18 protein-coding genes are annotated in these 20,154 nt (G+C 73.7%); 8 read left to right on the forward strand and 10 right to left on the reverse strand.

The window, feature by feature from the left end; translation table 11 throughout:
- The first annotated feature begins 18 nt into the window (after positions 1-18).
- Both ACZ6RC_RS06185 and ACZ6RC_RS06190 read left to right on the forward strand, forming a co-directional pair.
- Positions 19-1,047, forward strand: a complete 1,029-nt coding sequence (locus ACZ6RC_RS06185) for a hypothetical protein (RefSeq protein ID WP_469579635.1) — start codon at positions 19-21, stop codon at positions 1,045-1,047.
- 331 nt (positions 1,048-1,378) lie between these two features.
- On the forward strand, positions 1,379-2,008 hold the full coding sequence (locus tag ACZ6RC_RS06190) for an HAD family hydrolase (protein WP_391143740.1): 630 nt from the start codon (positions 1,379-1,381) through the stop codon (positions 2,006-2,008).
- A gap of 21 nt (positions 2,009-2,029) precedes the next feature.
- Here the strand turns inward: ACZ6RC_RS06190 and ACZ6RC_RS06195 are convergent, their stop codons facing one another.
- A complete protein-coding gene (locus ACZ6RC_RS06195; RefSeq protein WP_391143743.1) occupies positions 2,030-2,299 on the reverse strand; it encodes a hypothetical protein in 270 nt (89 codons plus the stop codon).
- 161 nt (positions 2,300-2,460) lie between these two features.
- Here ACZ6RC_RS06195 and ACZ6RC_RS06200 point away from each other — a divergent pair, with 161 nt between their 5' ends.
- A complete protein-coding gene (locus ACZ6RC_RS06200) occupies positions 2,461-2,844 on the forward strand; it encodes a cold-shock protein (protein WP_391143746.1) in 384 nt (127 codons plus the stop codon).
- 75 nt (positions 2,845-2,919) lie between these two features.
- Here the strand turns inward: ACZ6RC_RS06200 and ACZ6RC_RS06205 are convergent, their stop codons facing one another.
- The 4 genes from ACZ6RC_RS06205 to ACZ6RC_RS06220 all read right to left on the reverse strand — a co-directional run bounded on the left by ACZ6RC_RS06205 (position 2,920) and on the right by ACZ6RC_RS06220 (position 6,868).
- Positions 2,920-3,777 carry a 1,4-dihydroxy-6-naphthoate synthase gene (locus ACZ6RC_RS06205; protein WP_391143749.1) on the reverse strand — a complete coding sequence of 286 codons (858 nt, stop codon included), beginning with the start codon at positions 3,775-3,777 and terminating at the stop codon, positions 2,920-2,922.
- Positions 3,774-4,742: a futalosine hydrolase gene (locus ACZ6RC_RS06210; RefSeq protein WP_469579638.1), complete on the reverse strand. Its 969-nt coding sequence runs from the start codon at positions 4,740-4,742 to the stop codon at positions 3,774-3,776. The genes ACZ6RC_RS06205 and ACZ6RC_RS06210 overlap by 4 nt, the downstream gene beginning before the upstream one ends.
- Positions 4,743-4,749: 7 nt before the next feature.
- Entirely contained in the window at positions 4,750-5,229 is a 480-nt protein-coding gene (locus tag ACZ6RC_RS06215; RefSeq protein WP_391143752.1) for a DUF2771 domain-containing protein, read from the reverse strand.
- A gap of 274 nt (positions 5,230-5,503) precedes the next feature.
- Positions 5,504-6,868 (reverse strand): MFS transporter, encoded by a 1,365-nt coding sequence (locus tag ACZ6RC_RS06220; protein ID WP_391143754.1) that lies wholly within the window; start codon positions 6,866-6,868, stop codon positions 5,504-5,506.
- Between the two features lie 390 nt (positions 6,869-7,258).
- Here ACZ6RC_RS06220 and ACZ6RC_RS06225 point away from each other — a divergent pair, with 390 nt between their 5' ends.
- Together ACZ6RC_RS06225 and ACZ6RC_RS06230 are read left to right on the forward strand one after the other, a co-directional pair.
- Positions 7,259-8,179, forward strand: coding sequence for a DUF3027 domain-containing protein (locus ACZ6RC_RS06225; protein ID WP_469579641.1), 921 nt, complete (start codon positions 7,259-7,261; stop codon positions 8,177-8,179).
- 541 nt (positions 8,180-8,720) lie between these two features.
- Positions 8,721-11,930, forward strand: coding sequence for a sacsin N-terminal ATP-binding-like domain-containing protein (locus ACZ6RC_RS06230; RefSeq protein WP_469579643.1), 3,210 nt, complete (start codon positions 8,721-8,723; stop codon positions 11,928-11,930).
- 130 nt (positions 11,931-12,060) lie between these two features.
- Here the strand turns inward: ACZ6RC_RS06230 and ACZ6RC_RS06235 are convergent, their stop codons facing one another.
- The 3 genes from ACZ6RC_RS06235 to ACZ6RC_RS06245 all read right to left on the reverse strand — a co-directional run bounded on the left by ACZ6RC_RS06235 (position 12,061) and on the right by ACZ6RC_RS06245 (position 15,541).
- Complete coding sequence (locus ACZ6RC_RS06235; protein WP_469579645.1) at positions 12,061-12,597, reverse strand: hypothetical protein; 537 nt, start codon at positions 12,595-12,597, stop codon at positions 12,061-12,063.
- A gap of 107 nt (positions 12,598-12,704) precedes the next feature.
- Positions 12,705-15,113 (reverse strand): HAD-IC family P-type ATPase, encoded by a 2,409-nt coding sequence (locus tag ACZ6RC_RS06240; protein ID WP_469579647.1) that lies wholly within the window; start codon positions 15,111-15,113, stop codon positions 12,705-12,707.
- Positions 15,114-15,253: 140 nt separating this feature from the next.
- Positions 15,254-15,541, reverse strand: a complete 288-nt coding sequence (locus ACZ6RC_RS06245) for a DUF2530 domain-containing protein (protein ID WP_469579649.1) — start codon at positions 15,539-15,541, stop codon at positions 15,254-15,256.
- 187 nt (positions 15,542-15,728) lie between these two features.
- Here ACZ6RC_RS06245 and ACZ6RC_RS06250 point away from each other — a divergent pair, with 187 nt between their 5' ends.
- The gene (locus tag ACZ6RC_RS06250; protein ID WP_469579652.1) at positions 15,729-17,180 is read left to right on the forward strand and encodes an NCS2 family permease; all 1,452 of its coding nucleotides are present in this window, start codon (positions 15,729-15,731) and stop codon (positions 17,178-17,180) included.
- A 60-nt stretch (positions 17,181-17,240) separates the two neighbouring features.
- Here the strand turns inward: ACZ6RC_RS06250 and ACZ6RC_RS06255 are convergent, their stop codons facing one another.
- Positions 17,241-17,432, reverse strand: a complete 192-nt coding sequence (locus tag ACZ6RC_RS06255; RefSeq protein WP_356891598.1) for a ribbon-helix-helix protein, CopG family — start codon at positions 17,430-17,432, stop codon at positions 17,241-17,243.
- Positions 17,433-17,564: 132 nt separating this feature from the next.
- Between ACZ6RC_RS06255 and ACZ6RC_RS06260 the strand changes: the two genes are divergently transcribed.
- Together ACZ6RC_RS06260 and ACZ6RC_RS06265 are read left to right on the forward strand one after the other, a co-directional pair.
- On the forward strand, positions 17,565-18,026 hold the full coding sequence (locus tag ACZ6RC_RS06260; protein WP_391143774.1) for a MarR family winged helix-turn-helix transcriptional regulator: 462 nt from the start codon (positions 17,565-17,567) through the stop codon (positions 18,024-18,026).
- 273 nt (positions 18,027-18,299) lie between these two features.
- Positions 18,300-19,556 (forward strand): MFS transporter, encoded by a 1,257-nt coding sequence (locus tag ACZ6RC_RS06265; RefSeq protein WP_469580752.1) that lies wholly within the window; start codon positions 18,300-18,302, stop codon positions 19,554-19,556.
- A gap of 70 nt (positions 19,557-19,626) precedes the next feature.
- On the opposite strand, the gene ACZ6RC_RS06270 is transcribed toward ACZ6RC_RS06265, so the two are convergent.
- Entirely contained in the window at positions 19,627-20,133 is a 507-nt protein-coding gene (locus ACZ6RC_RS06270) for a GNAT family N-acetyltransferase (RefSeq protein ID WP_469579655.1), read from the reverse strand.
- Positions 20,134-20,154 lie beyond the last annotated feature (21 nt).

The following is a 20,154-nucleotide window of genomic DNA, read 5'->3' on the forward strand; positions in this document are numbered from 1 at the left end:
GGGCTGCGGAGGGGCATTGTGGGGATCGAGAGCGACCAGCTGGTCTTCGACTATCTGAGCCGGGTCGGCGATCTGGCACAGCAACGGCAGCTTCCGTCCGCGTCACGGATGCGGCTCGTGTCGTCCCTCCGGAACGAGATCGACCGTCGGCGCGCCACGGGCGGCGAGGGCGACCCGGGGGCGGTCCGTGGAATCCTCGCCGCGCTGGGCACACCGGACGAGATCGTGGACCGGGCGACCGGAAGCGCGCCGGGGCGCCAGGGGACCGAGCCGTCCGGAACGACCCGGGATACGCCGGGGGCGCGGAAGGCCGCGCCTTCCGGCAAGGCGCGGGCGGTGCCGAAGCCGCGCGGCGAGGAGCGATGGCCGACCCCGCCCCATCTGGCCGGCACGGACGAGGTCGGGAGCTCCGACACCGAACCGGACTGGTGGAGCACCAAGGGTCCGACGGCCCTGCCCGGCGACGAGCTGGTGCCGGGGTTCCGGGGCGGGGTGGAGATCCCGGAACTCCTGAAACCGCCGGTCGACGACGAGGCGGACGAGGACGCGGGAACGGACGGCACCGAGGCGCCGGCCGCGGCCCCGTCCGGCCGCCGCCGTCTCCTCCTCCTGGCCCGGCCCTGGCGCCGGGCTCCCGTGGCACCCGTCGTGGAAGCCGCCGACCCGGCCGCCGAGGCCACCGGTCCGGCGCTCGCGGGCGGCCGCCTCCGCCTGGGCAGCCCGGTGCTCGTCCTGGCCGCACTGCTGCTCCTCGGCGGCGCCGTCTTCGGCTCCCTGGTCGCCCTCGCGGGCGGCTGGCTCCTCGCCTACGCCTCCCGCCGCCTCTCCCGTGCCGAGACCCAGTGGGCCGTCGTCGTCCTCCCGGCCCTCGCGCTCACCGCGGGCGCGGTGTGGATCTGGGGCCGGGTCGAGGGCCGCTGGGGCGTCCCGATCGCCCAGGGCGGCGAGGCGATGGGCGCGGCGCTCTCGGAGACCTGGCCCTGGGTCCTGCGCGGGGCGGCGATCGCCTCGTGCCTCTTCCTCCTCTGGCGCGCCCGCCGCCACTGAGGCCGGCCCTAGGGCGTGTTTCGAAAGTCCCGCCTGGCTGGGAACGCCTGGCACGCACTCCCCCGTAGCCCTTCGGGCACGGAAGGTGCCCCCACGCTGCGTTGTCGGTCGTCGGCGCAGCCCGCTGCGCTCTCTCCCCCTGCGCCTGGCGGCGCGGGAGGTGCCCCCACCCTCCGCCTTGCGATCGCACGCACCAGACGCCCCCAGCCCCGCCCTGCGGGCGGACGACGCTACTTCCGAAACACGCCCTAGTGGGCCCCGGCCGCCGCCGAGGCCGGCCTGCGCACCGCCTCCGCCCGCCCCCGCCGACCTATTCGAACGTCTGGGCACAATGGGCCGCATGACGCAGTCACGACTCCCGCTCACCGTCGGCTTCGACCTCGACATGACGCTCATCGACTCCCGCCCCGGCATCAAGGCCGCGTACGAGGCCTTCTCCGCCGAATCCGGTGTCGCCATCGACGCCGACCTCGCGGTCTCCCGGCTCGGACCACCGCTCCAGCACGAGCTGGCGCACTGGTTCCCCGAGGAGGAGATCGAACAGCGGGTCGAGCAGTACCGCGCGCTCTACCCCACGTACGCCATCGAGCCGACGCTCCCGCTCCCCGGCGCGAGGGATGCGATTCAAGCCGTTCACGACGCGGGCGGCCGGGCGATCGTCGTCACCGCCAAGAACGAGGCCCACGCCAAACTCCACCTCACCCACCTCGGCATCGACCCGGACGCCGTCATCGGCGGCCTGTGGGCCGAGGGCAAGGCGGAGGCGCTGCGCGAGCACGGCGCGAGCGTGTACGTCGGCGACCACATCGGCGACGTCCGGGGCGCCGCGACCGCGGGCGCCCTGTCGGTGGCCGTGGCGACGGGCCCGTGCGACGAGACGGAACTCCGCGCGGCGGGCGCGGACGTCGTCCTGCCCGCCCTGACGGACTTCCGCGCCTGGCTGAGCACCTACCGCCCCTGACGCCGGCCGCCGAACCGCGCGCTACCGGCCCGCGGCCGCCGCCCCCCGCGCCTGCCGCCGCTGCGCCGCGATCGACCGCAGCACCCCGGCTCCGGCGATCAGGAACCCGACGCCCATCAGCATGCACACGGCGTACGCGACGGGCGGGAACGGTTCGGTGCCCAGGAACAGCGGCGCGACCGTGACGAGCGTGGCCACCGCACCGACGATGAACACGATCGCCCCGGCCCGGACGAGTCCGTCACCGGGAGCACTGTCGCCCGAGGGGGCCGCAGGGGTTTCACTACGCATTCGGCCAGGGTAGTTCCCCGGCCGGAGGAACAGACCGGCGACGTCTTGTCACCGGCCGGATGCCTATTAGCCTTGGAGTCGGCGGGTCGGGTGACCCGCTGTCTTGCTATCCCGAGCCGGATTTCCCGGCGCACCCATCGAGTACGAGGACGAGGACAGACGTGCCTACCGGCAAGGTCAAGTGGTTCAACAGCGAGAAGGGCTTCGGCTTTCTCTCCCGCGACGACGGCGGCGACGTCTTCGTCCACTCGTCGGTGCTCCCTGCCGGAGTCGACGCCCTGAAGCCCGGGCAGCGCGTGGAGTTCGGTGTCGTGGCCGGGCAGCGCGGCGATCAGGCGCTCTCCGTGACCGTTCTCGACCCGACTCCGTCCGTCGCCGCGGCGCAGCGCCGTAAGCCCGACGAACTGGCGTCCATCGTCCAGGACCTGACGACGCTCCTGGAGAACATCACCCCGATGCTGGAGCGGGGCCGCTACCCCGACAAGGTTCAGGGCAAGAAGATCGCCGGCCTGCTGCGGGCGGTGGCGGACCAGCTCGACGTGTGAGGCGCGGAGGCGGACCCGCGGGGTCGGGCGGCCAGGGGATGTCCTGTCGACCCCGCAGGGTCGGCACGACGCCCCCTAGGGGAACGCCAGCGCGTCCGGGCCCAGCGGCGGGACCAGGCCCTCGGCCGCCGCGCGGGTGAGGAGGCCGCGGACCGCGGCGTAGCCCGGCTCGCCGAGGTCCGCGGTGAACTCGTTGACGTACAGGCCGATGTGCTGGTCGGCCACCGCCGGGTCCATCTCCTGCGCGTGCTCCAGGACGTACGCGCGGGAGGCGACCGGGTCGTCCCAGGCCATGCGCACCGACGCGCGGGCCGCGTCCGCCAGCCGTCGCAGCGTCTCCGCGCCCAGGGCCCGCTTGGCGATGATCGCGCCGAGCGGGATGGGCAGTCCGGTGGTGTCCTCCCAGTGCGCGCCCATGTCGGCGAGGGCGTGCAGGCCGTAGTTCCGGTAGGTGAACCGCGCCTCGTGGATGACGAGCCCCGCGTCGACCTTCCCGTCCCGTACGGCCGGCATGATCTCGTGGAACGGCATCACGACGACGTTCCCGACGCCGCCCGGGACGACGTCGGCCGCCCACAGCCGGAAGAGCAGGTACGCCGTCGAGCGCTCGCTCGGCACCGCCACCGTCTTCCCCGCCAGGTCGGCGCCCGCGCCCGGCTCCCGGGTGAGGACCAGCGGCCCGCAGCCGCGGCCCAGGGCGCCGCCGCAGGGCAGCAGCGCGTACTCCTCGAGGACCCACGGCAGCACCGCGTACGAGACCTTCAGGACGTCGTACGGGGACGAGCCGCTCTCCGCCCACCCGTTGGTGAGGTCGATGTCGGCGAAGGTCACGTCGAGCCGCGGCGCGTCAGGGACGCGGCCGTGGGCCCAGGCGTCGAAGACGAACGTGTCGTTCGGGCACGGCGAGTACGCGATCTTGAGCTTGGGGGTCATGGGGCGGGCTCCACGAGGACGGAGTGGCTGAGCAGCTGGAAGGTGGTCCGCAGCGCGTCCAGGGCCTCGCCGATCCGCCAGGCGGCCCGGTCGCGGGGGCCGACGGCGTTGGAGACCGCCCGGATCTCGGCCACGGGCACGCCGTACGCGGCGGCGGCCTCGGCCACCCCGAAACCCTCCATCGCCTCGGCGGCGGCGCCCGGGTGACGCTCCGCCAGCTCGGCGGCGCGTGCGGCGGTGCCGGTGACGGTGGAGACGGTGAGGACGGGCCCGACGGTGTGGTGCTGCCCGCCCCGGGCGAGCGCGGCGGAGATCCGCCGGGCGGTCGCCTCCGGCACGCGGTGCGCGGACCGGCCGAAGCCGAGCGCGTCGACCGGCAGGAACCCGTCCGGCGTCCCGGCCCCGAGATCGGCCGCCACGATCGCGTCGGCGACGACGACGGAACCGAGCGGGGCGCCCGGCTGGAAGCCGCCCCCGATGCCGGCCGAGACGACGAGGTCGTACGGGAGGGAGGAGGCGGCTGCGGGCCGCTCGGCGTTCTCCAGCGAGGCCCAGGCGAGGGCGGTCGCGGTGGCGGCGGCGGCCGCCGCCGGCCCCACGCCGCCGACGAGGACGTCGAAGAGGACCGGGGCGGAGGGGCCGGGGGCGGAGGGGCCGGGAAGGCCGTCGGCCGGGGAGGTGGCCAGTGCCTGGGGCCGGAGGGCGGTCAGGGCCTGGGCGCGAGGGTCGTCGAGGCCGTCGGCCTTGGGTTCGGTCAGGGTCTGGGGCCGGGGGGCGGTGAGGCCGTCGGCCCGGGGCGGCCCGGCGGGGGCGTCGGGGCGCGGCGCCGTTCCCGTGTGGCGGCGCAGCACGAAGCCGCCCGGGAGCGGGTGCTCACCCGGGCCCGGACCACCGAAGGCGAGGCCGTCGGCGACGGAGTCCGCCTCCGCCGCCACGGCCGTCACGATCAGGATCCGCGGGACCACCGGCGGATCAGGCGTCCTTCTTCAGCTCGAAGTGCCAGATGCCGGTCAGCTTCTTGCCGTCGGTCTCGACGATCGTGACCTGCGACTTGTTCGTGGTCTCGCCGGTCTGGCTGGAGAAGAAGGCGCTGGCCGGAATGGTCCGGTACGTCTTCTTGTACGGCTCCGGCTCGGCCTGCTGGCCGCCCAGGAAGATCGTCCAGCCCTTTTCCGCGACCTCGGGGTCGACGCCGAACCGGATCTTGTCGTCCATGGCGACCGTGAGGGTCTTCTCGGGCTTCTTGTTGAGGCACTGCTGGACTTGCGACTCCTTGATGGCGTCGCCGTTGTTGTAGCAGGCGGCCTCGGAGTGGACGGAGTCGGTTCCGACCGTCAGGGTCGCGAGCGGAGTCGGCTTGTCGCAGGCGGAGAGGGAGAGGAGCCCGGCGGAGACGGCCCCGAGGGCGACGGCGGCCCGGCGGCGCGAGGCGGTGAAGAACGCAACGGTCATGGCCCGAAGGCTATCGGGCGTGTCGAGCTGCGCCACGCGGGGGTGCGGCGCGCCGCGTTTTCGGCCCCGCCCGGCCCCGGCCCGTATCCGCGCGCTGCTCGTTCCCGCGACCCGGCCCGTATCCGCGCGCTGCTCGTTCCCATGGCTCGGGAGCCCTCCCGCGGGGCAGCCGTTCCGGCGGCCCGGAGCCGTACCCGCGCGGTGCTCGTTCCGGCGGCCCGGAGCCGTTCCCGTGAGGGACCGGCCCTGGCCCCCTCGCGGCGGCTGGTGGCCCTCAGGCGGGCCGTTGGCGGGGCAGGGGGCGGCGGGCCGCCCGGAGGAGGCCGCGGACCGCGAGGAGGGCGCCCAGGGCCAGGATGGCCGCCGCGACCGACATGCCCAGCGTGCCGTTGAGCGGCAGCGCGATGCCGATCGCGCCGCCCACCACCCACGCCATCTGCAGCAGCGTCTCCGACCGGGCGAACGCCGACGTCCGCACCACCTCCGGCACGTCCCGCTGGATCAGGGCGTCGAGCGACAGCTTCGACAGTGCCTGCGTCAGCCCCGCCACCGCCCCCAGGACCGCCACCATCACCCCGCCGAAGAAAACCGCCGTGCAGATCGCCGCCGTCAGCACGATCGTGATCATCGTGGCGATGATCACCTCCGGTCCGTGCCCGCGTTCGCGCAGCAGCGAGCCGACGGCCGTGCCGCAGGCGTTCCCCACGCCCGCCGCCACGCCCACGATCGCCAGGGAGACCGCCGCGCTCTGGTCCCCCAGCGGGTGCTCGCGCAGCAGGAAGGCCAGGAAGAAGATGAGGAACCCGGAGAGCACGCGCTGGGCCGCGTTCGCCTGGAGGCCGTGCAGTACCGCAGGGCCGACGGTCCGGAGGCTCGGCTTCTCCTCGCCGTGCGTCAGCAGGTGCGCCCGGCGCTCGCCCTTCGCCGAGTCGACCTTGTGCGGCATCCGGAAGGCCCAGTACGCCCCCAGCAGGAACAGCGCGCACGCGCCGTACAGCGGCCAGGGCGGGCCGATCTGCTGGAGCCCCGCCCCGATCGGCGCGGCGACGCCGGTGGCGAGGAGGCCCGCGAGGGTGACCCGGGAGTTGGCTCTGACCAGGGAGAAGTCCGGTGGGAGCAGGCGCGGCACGACCGCGCTGCGGACCACTCCGTACGCCTTGGAGGCCACGAGGACGCCCAGCGCCGCCGGGTACAGCTCGATGCCGCCGGTGGCCACCGCCGCGGACATGGTGACGGCCAGGACCGCGCGGGTGAGCATCGCCCCGGCCATCGCGGCGCGCCGCCCGTGCGGAATGCGGTCGAGGAGCGGGCCGATGACGGGGGCCAGCAGGGTGAACGGGGCCATCGTGATCGCCAGGTAGAGCGCGACCCGGCCGCGCGCCTCGTCAGTCGGCACGGAGAAGAAGACCGTGGACGCGAGCGCCACGGTGATCATCACGTCGCCGGCGCCGTTCACGGCGTGCAGCTCGATCAGCTTGCCGAGGCCGGATTCGCCGGCCCCGTGCGCGTGGGTCGCCTTTCTGATCCCTCGCGCCGTGCCGGTGAACGGCAGGTGGAGGGCGCGCCCGACCGACCGGCCCGCTCTGCGGAGCGGCCCGGCATGATCGTGGGATCGTGCGGACGACCGTGCGGCTGCCACCCCGTCATAGTGCCCCACGCCCCTGCCGTACGAACCGAAGCGCGGCCCTACGGCCGTACTTCGGCGATCTTCCGGGGCCGTCCGCGTGCCTCCCGGCCCCTCGTCGGACGCTTCGTGGCGTCCGCGATACGGGCCACTTGGGACGGGCAGGTGGGCGGCGGGCGGCGGAGGGGGTAGCGTGCGTAGCGCGCCACCGGCGGAAGTTCTCGGCCGCGCGCCTCTTCGGCATCCCGCAGAATGGATGACGATAGGTGTGCCCGAGACACGCGAGACATGTCGGGTGCGGACGTCGATGCGGCCCTCTGGTCCGCTCCGCCCGCCGCCCGGTGATATCGCTCCCGCTCCTCGGCCGGCGCACCCGTGAGACGGCGTAGGAGAGAAGCGAGACCTGTGAGTGCTGCGACGACGCGAAGCCGTACCCCGCGTACCCCGCGTATCCCCGACCGCCTGTGCGCCGATGCGGTAGGCCTCGCGAGGGAGGCCGCCGAGGAGGCCGCCGCCCCCGGAATCGTCGGGGAGCATGTGGAGGTCGTCGCCGAGGGCGACCGGGTCGTCACGCACTTCTTCGAGTGCAAGGAACCCGGCTACCGCGGCTGGCGCTGGGCGGTGACGGTCGCCCGGGCCTCCCGGGCCAAGAACGTCACCCTGGACGAGACCGTCCTGCTGCCGGGCGGCGACGCCCTCCTCGCGCCCGAGTGGGTGCCGTGGAGCGAGCGGCTCCGCCCGGGCGACATGGGCCCCGGCGACCTGCTGCCGACGGAGCAGGACGACCTGCGCCTGGAGCCCGGGTACACCGGCGAGGACGCCCCGCCGCCGAACTCCCCGCTCTCGGAGGAGATGGCGGACCACCTCGACGCCGAGGACGCGGAGATCGTCTCCCGTACGCCGTCGCGCGGTGCGATCGCCTCCGTCGCCGACGAGCTGGGCGTGCGCAGGGCGCGGGTCCTGTCGCGGTACGGGCTGCACGTGGCGGCGGACCGCTGGGACGAGGCGTTCGGCGCGAAGACGCCGATGGCGCAGGCCGCGCCGGCGTCCTGCGAGTCCTGCGCGTTCCTGGTCCCGCTGGCGGGGTCGCTGAAGCAGGCGTTCGGGGTGTGCGCCAACGAGTTCTCCCCGGCGGACGGCCGGGTCGTCTCGTTCGCGTACGGCTGTGGTGGCCACTCCGAGGCCGCGATCATGCCGAAGCCGCCGCGACCGGCGGAGCCGGTCCACGACTCGATGGCGATGGACGAGTTCCCGCTCCGGCCCGCGAAGGACTCGGGGTCGGTGACGGAGCCGGACGGCACGTCGGAGGACCTGGGCCACTCCTAGCCACTCCTAGGGGCTTCCCGCCCGCAGCCCGTCCCCGTGTGGGCGATCGTCCCGCTGGGCGGGACGGGTGTGGGCACACGGGACGGCGCCCCTGCGGGCGCGTCCGCTCCGAGCACCGCCCCGCGCCCCCGGGCCACGGCACCGCACGTCCACGCTCCGACCCCCGGGGCCACGGCACCGTACGTCCACGCTCCGGCCCCGGGCCACGGCACCGTACGTCCACGCTCTGGGCCCCGCACCCCGCCCCCGTGCGGACCGTGGGGCCGAGGGTGCCGGGCCGGAGGTGAAGGCGGGCGCGGTCCACGTCGTCCCGTACGCAGCCGGCCGCATACGGGCACGGCTCGGGCGTTCCGGGCCGTGGAGCCGTCCGGGCACGCGCCGGCCGGCCGCATACGGGCGCGGCGGCGGCCCGTGGCCTGCGCGGGCGGGCGGTGGGGGGAGTACCGGGTGTGGCGCGACGGGGTGACCCGTGGGCGTGGAAGGGGGGTGGGGCGCGGTACCTTCGGGCCCCTGCCCCATCCCTTTCATCCCGCCCCGCAGAGTGGAGTCAGACGTGAGCGTCAGCGTCAGGACGACGACCGACGGAGCCGACCCCTTCGGCACCGCCCGGCTGCGGCGGGGCGTGCTCGATGCCTGGGGGGCCGGGCCCGCCCGGTTCCGGGAGGACGCCAACGCCGAGGAGGACCTCGCCCTCGGCGGCTACCGCGACCGGCTCGTCGTCGAACTCGCCCAGAACGCCGCCGACGCCGCCGGCCGTGCCGGAGTCACCGGCCGCCTCCGGCTCACCCTGCACCCCGCCGGCCCCGACGCCCCCGCGCTCCTGGCCGCCGCCAACACCGGCGCCCCGCTCGACGCGACCGGTGTCGAGTCCCTGTCGACGCTGCGCGCCTCCGCCAAGCGGGAGAACGACACCGCCGCCGTCGGCCGTTTCGGCGTCGGCTTCGCTGCCGTCCTCGCCGTCAGCGACGAACCCGCCGTCCTGGGCCGTCACGGCGGAGTCCGCTGGTCCCTCGCCGAGGCCCGCGAGCTGGCCGCCGACGCCGCCCGGCACAGCCCGGGCCTCGGGGACGAACTGCGCCGCCGCGACGGCCATGTGCCGCTGTTGCGCCTCCCGCTGCCCGCCGAGGGCACCGCGCCCGACGGCTACGACACCGTCGTCGTGCTCCCGCTGCGCGACTCCGCCGCCGTCGACCTCGCCGAGCGGCTCCTCGGCTCCATCGACGACGCCCTGCTCCTCACCCTGCCCGGCCTCGCCGAGATCGTCGTGGAGACCCCCGAGGGGGTACGGGTGCTCACGCGTTCCGAGCACGAGGGGTACGTCCACATCGAGGACAGCGCCGCCGGGGAGACCCGTCGCTGGCGGACCGTCGGCCACGGCGGGCCGCTGGAGCCCGCCCTCCTCAAGGGCCGGCCGGTCGAGGAACGGCTGCGTCCGCACTGGTCGGTGACCTGGGCGGTCCCGGTGGACGCGGAAGGGGCGCCGAGGTTCCCCCGTACCGCGCCCGTGGTCCACGCGCCGACGCCCACCGACGAACCGCTCGGCCTGCCCGCCCTGCTGATCGCGTCGCTGCCGCTGGACACCGCCCGCCGCCACCCGGCGCCCGGGCCGCTCACCGACTTCCTGGTCGAGCGGGCGGCGGACGCGTACGCCGAACTCCTCGCCGCATGGCGGCCGGTGACGGTCGCCGCGATCGACCTCGTGCCGGGGCCGCTCGGCAAGGGCGCCCTCGACGGGGAGCTGCGGGCGGCGATCCTGCGGCGGCTGCCGCGCGTGGCGTTCCTGGCGCCCGCGGCGCCCACGGAGGAGCTGCCCGCGCTGCGGCCGCTGGAGGCCGAGGTCGTGGAGGGCGCGGGGGCGGAGACGGTCGCCGTGCTCGCGGAGGTCTTCCCGGCGCTGCTGCCGGCCGGTCTGGAGCGGCGGCCCGAGCTGCGGACCCTCGGGGTCGGCCGGGTGCCGCTGACCGAGGCGATCGACCGGCTGGCGGGGGTGGACAGGGCGCCGTCGTGGTGGTGGCGGCTGTACGACTCCCTCGCGGGCGTGGACCCGGACCGGCTGACCGGCCTCCCGGTCCCGCTGGCGGGAGCATCGGGCGGCGGGGAGCCGTTCGGCGGTCGAGGGCCGTTCGGCGGTGACCCGGAGGACGAGTCGGAGGGGGCGGCGGCGGGCCGGACGCGTACGACGATCGGGCCCCGGCACGTCCTGCTGCCGCAGGACGGCACGCCCGCCGACCTCACCCGGCTCGGCCTGAAGGTGGCCCATCCGGAGGCGGCGCACCCGCTTCTGGAGAAGCTGGGGGCCCTGCCCGCGACGCCGCGGGCGATTCTGACGACCCCGCAGGTCAGGGCGGCGGTCGCCGCGTCCCTGGACGCCGGGGAGATCTGGGACGAGGACGCCCTGGACGCGGAGGAGTTGGCGGAGACCGTCCTCGCGCTGGTCAGGGACGCGGAGCTGGAGCCCGGTGACGAGCCGTGGCTGGGCGCGCTGGTGCTGCCGGACGAGGACGGGGAGCCGTCGCCCGCCGGTGAACTGGTGCTGCCGGGCAGTCCGTTCGCCGCGGTGATGCGGGAGGACGAACTGGCCCTGTGCGACCCGGAGCTGGCGGAACGCTGGGGCGAACAGCCGCTGGCCGCCTGCGGGGTGCTGGCGAACTTCACGCTGGTCCGCGCCACCGACCTGGTGCTGGACCCGGACGAACTGGAGCCGCGCGAGGGCGATTTCGCGGAGCCGGACGACGCCGGGCTGCTGGACGCGGTCGACGTGTGGTGCGAGGACGTCCTGGACCGGCTTCCGGAGTCCCCGGTGCCGCCGGTGGCGACCGAGATCGTCGCCGTACGGGATCTCGACCTGGTCGACGACGACGCGTGGCCCCGGGCGCTGACGCTGCTCGCGCGCCCGCCGCTGCGGGACGCGCTCACCCAGCCCGTACGGGTGCTGCTGCCGGACGGGACGACGGAGACGGTCCGGTCGTACACGGCGTGGTGGCTGCGCGACCACCCCGTCCTGGACGGCCGACGGCCGGCCGGGCTGCGGGCGGCGGGCACCGATCCGCTGCTCGCCGGCCTGTACGACTCCGCCGACGCGACGGGCTTCGACGACGAGCAGGTCCTGCGGGCGCTGGGGGTCCGGACGTCGGTCGCCGCGCTCCTGGACGAGCCGGGCGGTGCGGCGGAGCTGCTGGCGCGGCTGGCGGATCCGGAGCGGGAGGTGACGGGCGAGCAGCTGCACGCGCTGTACACGGCGCTCGCCGACCTGGACCCCGACCAGGTGACGCTTCCGGACGAGCTGCGTGCGGTGGTGGACGGCGAACTGGTGGTGGTGGACGCGGCGGAGGCCCTGGTCGCCGACGCGCCCGACCTGCTGCCGCTGGTCGGGGAGCTGCCGCTGCTGCCGGTCTCGCCGTCGCGGGCGGCGGACCTGGCGGAGCTGTTCCAGGTCCGGCGGCTGAGTGAGACGGTGGAGGCGGAGGTCACCTCGGTCGGCGAGGAGCACGACGTCCCGCCGTCGGTGCACGCCCTTCTCGGTCCGGCGACCCCGGAGTCGTACGTCGAGCACGAGGAGCTGCTGGCCGGAGGCGTGGAGCTGGACTGGCGCCGCACCCCGGACGGCGTCATCCACGCCGCGACCCTGGAGGGCGTCGCCGCGGGTCTCGCCTGGGCGGCGGGCCAGTGGCCCCGCCGCTTCGAGGTGGCGGCCCTCCTGGAGGACCCCTCGCGCACGGCGGAGCTGGCGCGGGACCGCTGGTTCGACTGAGCCTTCCGGGCCGCGCGCCGCGCCGGGGGCTTCCCCTCTGCCCGGCGCGCGGCCGGAACGCCGCGTGGTGGACCCCCGCCCCCTCGTGGGGCCCCCGCCCCCCTTGTGCACCCCCGTCCCCTCGTCGCCGTTACGGCGAGGCGGCCGTCGCGCCGTCGCACGGGACGAGGCGGTCGAGTTCCTGGGCCGTGCGGACGCCGTCGGGGGTCCAGTAGGACCCGGCGGGCATCCGGGCGGCCTGGACGGCCGCGGTGTCGAAGACGGCGCCGATGCCGCCGTCGGAGTAGTCGACGAGCACGTCGAGTCGCCGGGGCAGCTCAGCGGGCCGCGGTCCGGCGGCGGGCTTCTCGTAGTCGTCCGCCTTCCACAGGGCCAGCAGTCCGCCGCGGCCCTGTGCGGTCCGCGGGCCCTCGGCGTTCCAGACGAGCCGTTCGGACGCGTCGTCCCGGACCTCGACCCGCAGCACCCGCTCGTGGGGGCACTGGGCGGCCCTGACGGTGACCTCGCCGCCGTCGATCCGCATCCCCACCCGGCTGGGCGCGATCTGCTCGGACATGGAGTGGGCGACGAAGAACCAGAAGCCCGCCGCCGCGAGGACCACCGCCCCCACCGCGACCAGCCCCCCGCCCACCGGCCCGAAACGTCCCGCTCTGCGCACCTCGTGCACCCCCCGTTTTCCTTTTGTGCGCCCCGCGTCCGGCGGGGCGAGTCGGTGACCTTGTGTTCGTTCGTCGACAGCCCCGGCGCCAGGCCGGGAACGTGCGGTCCAGCCGGCTAGGCCGGGAACTTGCGGTCCACCCAGCGCCATGCGAACTCCAGGACCGCCGCGCCGGTCGCCGCCACCGCGACCGCTGTCCACGGCATCGTCACGCCCACGAGTTTCAGGGCGAAGAAGTCCTGGAGCCAGGGGATGACGAGGACCAGGAGGAAGCCGCCGCCCATCGTGGCGACCAGGCAGAGGCGCCACCAGGTGTAGGGGCGGGCGATGATCGCGAGAACCCACATGGAGACCAGGAAGAGGGTCAGGGTCGCGGCGCTCGTCTCGGCGTCCAGGGCGTTCGGGCCGGAGTAGTGGGAGCGGGCGAGGAGGTACGTCGTGAAGGTGGCCGCCGCCGCGATGATGCCGGCCGGGATCGCGTACCGCATCACCCGTTTCACGAAGTGTGGCTTGGCGCGCTCCTTGTTGGGGGCGAGGGCGAGGAAGAAGGCCGGGACGCCGATGGTGAGGGTGGACAGGAGGGTCAGGTGCCGCGGCAGGAAGGGGTACTCGACCTGGGAGCAGACGACCAGGATGGCGAGGAGGACGGAGTAGACGGTCTTCGTCAGGAAGAGGGTCGCCACGCGCGTGATGTTGCCGATGACGCGGCGGCCCTCGGCCACCACCGACGGCAGGGTGGCGAAGGAGTTGTTCAGGAGCACGATCTGGGCGACGGCCCGGGTCGCCTCCGAGCCCGCGCCCATGGAGACGCCGATGTCGGCGTCCTTGAGCGCGAGGACGTCGTTGACGCCGTCGCCGGTCATGGCGACCGTGTGTCCGTGTGACTGGAGGGCGCCGACCATGTCCCGTTTCTGCTGCGGCGTGACCCGGCCGAAGACGGCGCCCTCGTCGAGGGCCTTCGCCATCTCCTCGCGCTCGGCGGGCAGCCGGCGGGCGTCGACGGTGTGCGCGGCGCCGGGCAGGCCGAGTTTTCCGGCGACGGCGCCGACGGAGACCGCGTTGTCGCCGGAGATGACCTTGGCGGCGACGTCCTGGTCGGCGAAGTAGGCGAGGGTCTCGGCCGCGTCGGGCCGCAGCCGCTGTTCGAGGACGACCAGGGCGGTGGGCCGGGCCTCGCGGGCGACGTCGGGTCCGTCGAGCTCCCGGGCCGTGCGCGCCAGGAGCAGGACGCGCAGCCCCTCTTCGTTGAGCCGGTCGATGTCGGCGAGCACCGGGTCCTCGGCCGGCAGGAGCACGTCGGGCGCCCCGAGCAGCCAGGCGGAGTGCTCGCCGTCGCCCTCGCTGAAGGCGGCTCCGCTGTACTTGCGGGCGGAGGAGAAGGGCAGCGCCTGGGTGCAGCGCCACTCCTCGGTGTCCGGATAGGCGTCGATGACGGCCTGGAGGGAGGCGTTCGGGCGCGGGTCGGACTCGCCGAAGGCGCCGAGGACCTTCCGTACGTACGTCTCGTCGGCGCCGCCCAGCGGGCGCAGCTCGGTGACGTCCATGCCGCCCTCGGTGAGGGTGCCGGTCTTGTCGAGGCAGACGACGTCGACGCGGGCGAGGCCCTCGATGGCGGGCAGTTCCTGCACGAGGCACTGCTTGCGGCCGAGCCGGATCACCCCGATCGCGAAGGCGACGGAGGTGAGCAGGACGAGCCCCTCGGGGATCATCGGGACGATGCCGCCGACGGTCCGGGCGACGGAGTCCTTGACGTTGGTGTCCTTGACGACGAGCTGGCTGATGACGAGCCCGATCGCGGTCGGGACCATCATCCAGGTCACGTACTTGAGGATGGTGGAGATCCCGGAGCGCAGCTCGGAGTGGACGAGGGTGAAGCGGGACGCCTCCTCGGCGAGCTGGGCGGCGTACGCCTCGCGCCCCACCTTGGTGGCGGTGAACGCGCCGCCGCCCGCGACGACGAACGAGCCGGACATCACCGGGTCGCCCGGCTTCTTCACGACCGGGTCGGCCTCGCCGGTCAGCAGGGACTCGTCGATCTCCAGGCTGTCGGCCTCCGCGACCTCCCCGTCGACGACGACCTTGTCGCCGGGCCCGAGTTCGATCAGGTCGCCCAGGACGATCGCGGAGGTGGAGACGGCGCCGGTGACACCGTCGCGCCGGACGGTGGGTTTCGCCTCGCCGATGACGGCGAGCCCGTCGAGGGTCTTCTTGGCGCGCAGCTCCTGGATGATGCCGATGCCCGTGTTGGCGATGATCACGAAGCCGAAGAGGCTGTCCTGGATCGGCGCGACGAAGAGCATGATCACCCACAGCACGCCGATGATCGCGTTGAAGCGGGTGAAGACGTTGCCGCGGACGATGTCGGCGGTGGAGCGGCTGGAGCGGACGGGTACGTCGTTGACCTCGCCGCGGGCGACGCGTTCGGCGACCTCGGCGGAGGTCAGTCCGGCGATGCGGTGGACGACGGGTGGCTCGGTCGCCGTGTTCTCGACGCCGTCCGTATCGATCTTCGCCCGCTGAGTCATGTTTTCGACGTTACGACCGGAAGGGGTCGTTCACCCGTCGAGGCGACCGAAGATCAGACCGGGGGAGGAGGGGAATGGTCCCGGGGTACTACGGGGCCGGCCTCTGCGGGTTACGGGTACTACGCGTCGGCCGCTGCGGGTTACGGCTCGTCCGGTCGGTCGCCTGTGGCGGCCGCCGCCTCCGCCGCCTCCGAGCGCTTGATCGCCGCGTCGCGCTTGCGGACGTACCAGATGCCGATCAGGCCGAGCCCCGCGCCGGCCAGGCAGGTCCACACCCACCAGGCGGCGTCCCGGTCGTCGAACCAGCCGTAGAAGGGGACCTGCACCAGGAAGAGGACGAACCACAGGATCGTGCCGCCGGTGATGGTGGCGACGACCGGCCCCTCCAGGGGGTCGGGTGCCTCGTGCTTGGGGATCCACTTCGCCATGCCGCCAGTCTAGGCGGCGGCCGTGTGAGGCCCGTCGGGGCCGGTGCCTCGGCCGCTCCGCCGTTCCGCCCCAAGGTTCTACGCGCGGAGATGGACGGTGTCTCGCTCATGTGTTCATACTGAAACGGTTTGCCTCTGGCGGGTTTCTCTCGTATGAACCGCCAAATCGCCCCCGTAGAGGAACCCCATGAGCACCACGGCCGCCGCCCAGGCCGGCGCCCCCGAGCCCGGCACCCCTCGGGGTCCCCGCTCCGGCCTCGACCGCTACTTCAAGATCTCCGAGCGCGGCTCGACCGTCGCCCGCGAGATCCGTGGCGGCTTGGCCACCTTCTTCGCGATGGCCTACATCATCGTGCTGAACCCGATCATCCTCGGCAGCGCCAAGGACATGTACGGGCACCAGCTCGACGGCGGCCAGCTCGTCACCGCGACCGTCCTCACGGCCGCCCTGTCGACCCTGCTCATGGGCGTCATCGGCAACGTCCCGATCGCCCTCGCCGCCGGTCTCGGCGTCAACACGGTCGTCGCCCTCCAGCTCGCGCCCCGGATGTCCTGGCCCGACGCCATGGGCATGGTCGTCCTCGCCGGCATCGTCGTGATGCTGCTGGTGGCGACCGGTCTGCGCGAGCGCGTGATGAACGCGGTCCCGGTGGGTCTGCGCAAGGGCATCGCGATCGGCATCGGCCTCTTCATCATGCTGATCGGCCTCGTCGACGCGGGCTTCGTCTCCCGCATCCCCGACGCCGCCCACACCACCGTCCCGCTCCAGCTCGGCGGCGACGGTCACCTCACGGGCTGGCCGGTGCTGGTCTTCGTCCTCGGCACGCTGCTGACCCTCGCGCTGATCATCCGCAAGGTCCCCGGCGCCATCCTGATCTCCATCGTCGTCATGACGCTCGTCGCGATGGTGATCAACGCCGTGGCCACCGTCCCGTCCTGGGGCCTCACCACCCCGACGTGGCCCGGGAACCCGGTCGCCTCGCCCGACTTCGGTCTGGTCGGCCAGGTGAGCCTCTTCGGCGGTTTCGACAAGGTCGGCATGCTGACCGGCGTCCTCTTCGTCTTCACCGTCCTGCTCTCCTGCTTCTTCGACGCCATGGGCACCATCCTCGGCGTCGGCGACGAGGCCAAGCTGATGGACGAGGACGGCAACTTCCCCGGCATCAACAAGGTGCTGCTCGTGGACGGCCTGGCGGTCGCCTCCGGCGGCGCCACCTCGTCCTCCGCCACCACCTGCTTCGTGGAGTCCACGGCCGGTGTCGGCGAGGGCGCCCGGACGGGTCTCGCGTCGGTGGTCACCGGCGGACTGTTCTCGGTGGCGCTGTTCCTCACGCCGCTGGCGACGATGGTCCCGTCCCAGGCGGCCACGCCGGCGCTGCTCGCGGTCGGCTTCCTGATCCTCGCCGGGTCGGTCAAGGAGATCGACTGGAGCGACTTCACGATCGCCGTCCCGGCGTTCCTGGCCATGGTGATGATGCCGTTCACGTACTCCATCACGAACGGCATCGGCATCGGCTTCATCGCCTTCAGCGTGCTGCGTCTCGCGGCCGGTCGGGGCCGCGAGGTCCCGGTGGCGATGTACGTCGTGTCGGCGGTCTTCGTCTTCTACTACGCGATGCCGGCGCTCGGCCTCACGTGACCGTCGGCGGCCCCGGCGCCCTGCGGCTCGCGGGGACGCGGGTCGCAGGCGGTGGCGGCCTCAGGTGGGCCGCGTGACCCCGTAGAACTTCTCCGTCTCGTCGACGGCGGTCTGGAACCGCTCGTCGAAGTCGTCGCGAATGAGCGTCCGGACCACATAGTCCTGGACGCTCATTCCGCGTTTGGCCGCATGCCCCTTGAGCCGGTCGAGCAGCTCACCGTCGATGCGCAGGCTGAGCACTGTCGATCCCATGCCCGCCAGGGTCGCGGCACGGACGGGCCCACTGCGTCACTTTCCGGATGCATCTCACTCGTTCGGGTGAGCAATGTGAGACTCGGCATTCCCATTGGTACTTAGCCAGGGTAATGAGTTAGTCTAAAGAACATGCCTGACCTGTCCCACGGCACCGCAGACGACGTCGCGGCCGTGAACGCGCTCCGCTCCTCCGTCATGCGGCTGAGCCGACGCCTCAAGCACCAGCGCGTCGACGAGTCGCTGAGCCCGACCGAGATGTCGGTGCTCGGCACGCTCTCGCTCTGCGGCTCCGCCACCCCCGGCGAGCTGGCCCGCAAGGAACACGTCCAGCCGCCGTCGATGACCAGGATCGTCGCGCTGCTCGAAGCCAAGGGTCTGGTCAGGCTCGAGCCGCACCCCGACGACCGTCGGCAGAAGGTCGTCAGCCAGACCGAGCGGGCCGAGGCCATGCTCGAGGAGTCCCGCCGCAAGCGGAACGCCTGGCTGGCCACCCTCGCCGAGGGCCTGGACGAGGACGAGTGGGCCCGGCTGCGCGCCGCCGCCCCCGTGCTGGAGAAGCTCGCCCACATGACGCCCCTTCCCCGGGGGTAGTCGCCCGACCGCCCACCACCGACGCCGAGGAGGCGACGCGCTTTGAGTACGGGACCCGGAGCAGACTCCGCACCCGTCCACCCCACCCACACCGATACCCCCCGGGGGCCCCGGAACCCCGCCGGCCCCACTGCCGGCGACGACCGCGACCGTGACGGCGTCGAGAGCGTCGACCGTGACCGCGACAGCATCGCCCGCGACGGCGTCAAGAGCGTCGACCGCGACGGCGACCGCGTCGCGCGCGGAGGCCGCGGGACGTTCTCCTCCCTCAGGATCCGGAACTACCGGCTCTTCTTCACCGGCGCCATCGTCTCCAACACCGGCACGTGGATGGCCCGGATCACCCAGGACTGGCTGGTGCTCAGCCTCACCGGCTCCGCCGCCGCCGTCGGCATCACCACGGCGCTGCAGTTCCTGCCGATGCTGCTCTTCGGCCTGTACGGCGGCGTCATCGCCGACCGGTACTCGAAGCGGCTCATCCTCCTCTTCAGCCAGGCCGCCCTCGGCCTCTGCGGACTCGCGCTCGCCGCCCTGACCCTCTCCGGCCACGTGCAGGTCTGGCACGTCTACCTCGTCGCCTTCCTGCTCGGCATGGTCACCGTCGTCGACAACCCGACCCGGCAGTCCTTCGTCTCCGAGATGGTCGGCCCGGACCAGCTGCGCAACGCCGTCTCGCTGAACTCCGCCAACTTCCAGTCCGCCCGGCTGATCGGCCCCGCCGTCGCCGGTGTGCTCATCGCCACCGTCGGCAGCGGCTGGTCGTTCCTGCTCAACGGACTCTTCTTCCTCGGCCCGCTCACCGGCCTGCTGCTGATGCGCCCGAGCGAGTTCCACAAGGTCGAGCGCGTCCCCCGCGGCAAGGGACAGCTGCGCGAAGGGCTGCGATACGTCGCCGGGCGGCCGGACCTGATGTGGCCGATCGTCCTCGTGGGCTTCGTCGGCACCTTCGGCTTCAACTTCCCGATCTGGCTGACCGCCTTCGCCGACGACGTCTACCACGTGGGCGCGGGGACGTACGGCTTCCTCAACACGCTGATGGCGGCCGGCTCCCTCGCGGGCGCCCTGCTCGCCGCCCGGCGCGGCAGCTCACGGCTCAGGATGGTGGTCGTCGCGGCGGTGGCCTTCGGGCTCCTGGAGATCGCGGCCGCCCTCTCGCCCTCCTTCTGGCTCTTCGCGCTGCTGCTCGTCCCGATCGGCATGGTCGGCCTGACCATCAACGTCACCGCGAACTCGGCCGTCCAGATGGCCACCGACCCCGTCATGCGGGGCCGGGTGATGAGCCTCTACCTGATGGTCTTCGTCGGCGGCACCCCCATCGGGGCCCCGCTGCTCGGCTGGATCACCGACACCTACGGCGCCCGCGTCGGCTTCGCCACCGGCGGCCTGGTCAGCCTGACGGCGGCCGGAGTCATCGGCCTGGTCCTCGCGAAGGTCGGGGGCCTGCGGATGGCGTTCGCCTGGCACCACGGCCACCCGCAGGTCCGCTTCGTGGCCCGCGAGAGCCGCGAGCGGCTCGCCACGGCGGCCTAGGGCGGATCCTGCGACCCGGCGGCACGGAGGAACCCCCTCCGCGCCCCGGGCCCACCGCCTGGGGACCCCCTTAGAACCGGCGTTCCAGGATCTGCCCCCGCCAGTCACCGACCGTGAACGTGTCCGTCGGGGTGAAGCCCTGGCCCTCGTAGTACGCCACCAGCCGGCCCCCGCTGCCCGCGAAGCAGTCGACCCGCAGCAGCGACAGGCCCTGGCGGCGCGTCTCCTCCGCCGCGTGCGCCAGGAGCGCCGCGCCCACGCCGCGGCCGTGGAAGCGGCCGTCGATCGTCAGCAGCCGGACGTACAGCTCCGGCTCCTCCACCCGCGGGACGTGCGGGCCGGGATGCGGGGTCAGCGTGAGCGTGCCCGCCGGGACCCCGTCGATCTCGGCGATCCACGGGCTGCCCTCGATCACGGTCTCCTCGACCTGGCGCACCGCCTTCGGCCGCGCCGACCACGGCTCGGTGCCCCACTGGTCGGTGATCCCCTTGCCGTTCAGCCAGGCGACCGCGCTGTCGAGCATCCCGAGTATCGCGGGGATGTCGTCCGCCCCGCCCTTCCTGATGATGATCTCCATCGGGCCGAGGTTACAGGGGCG

Source organism: Streptomyces sp. NPDC048353, assembly GCF_055587165.1.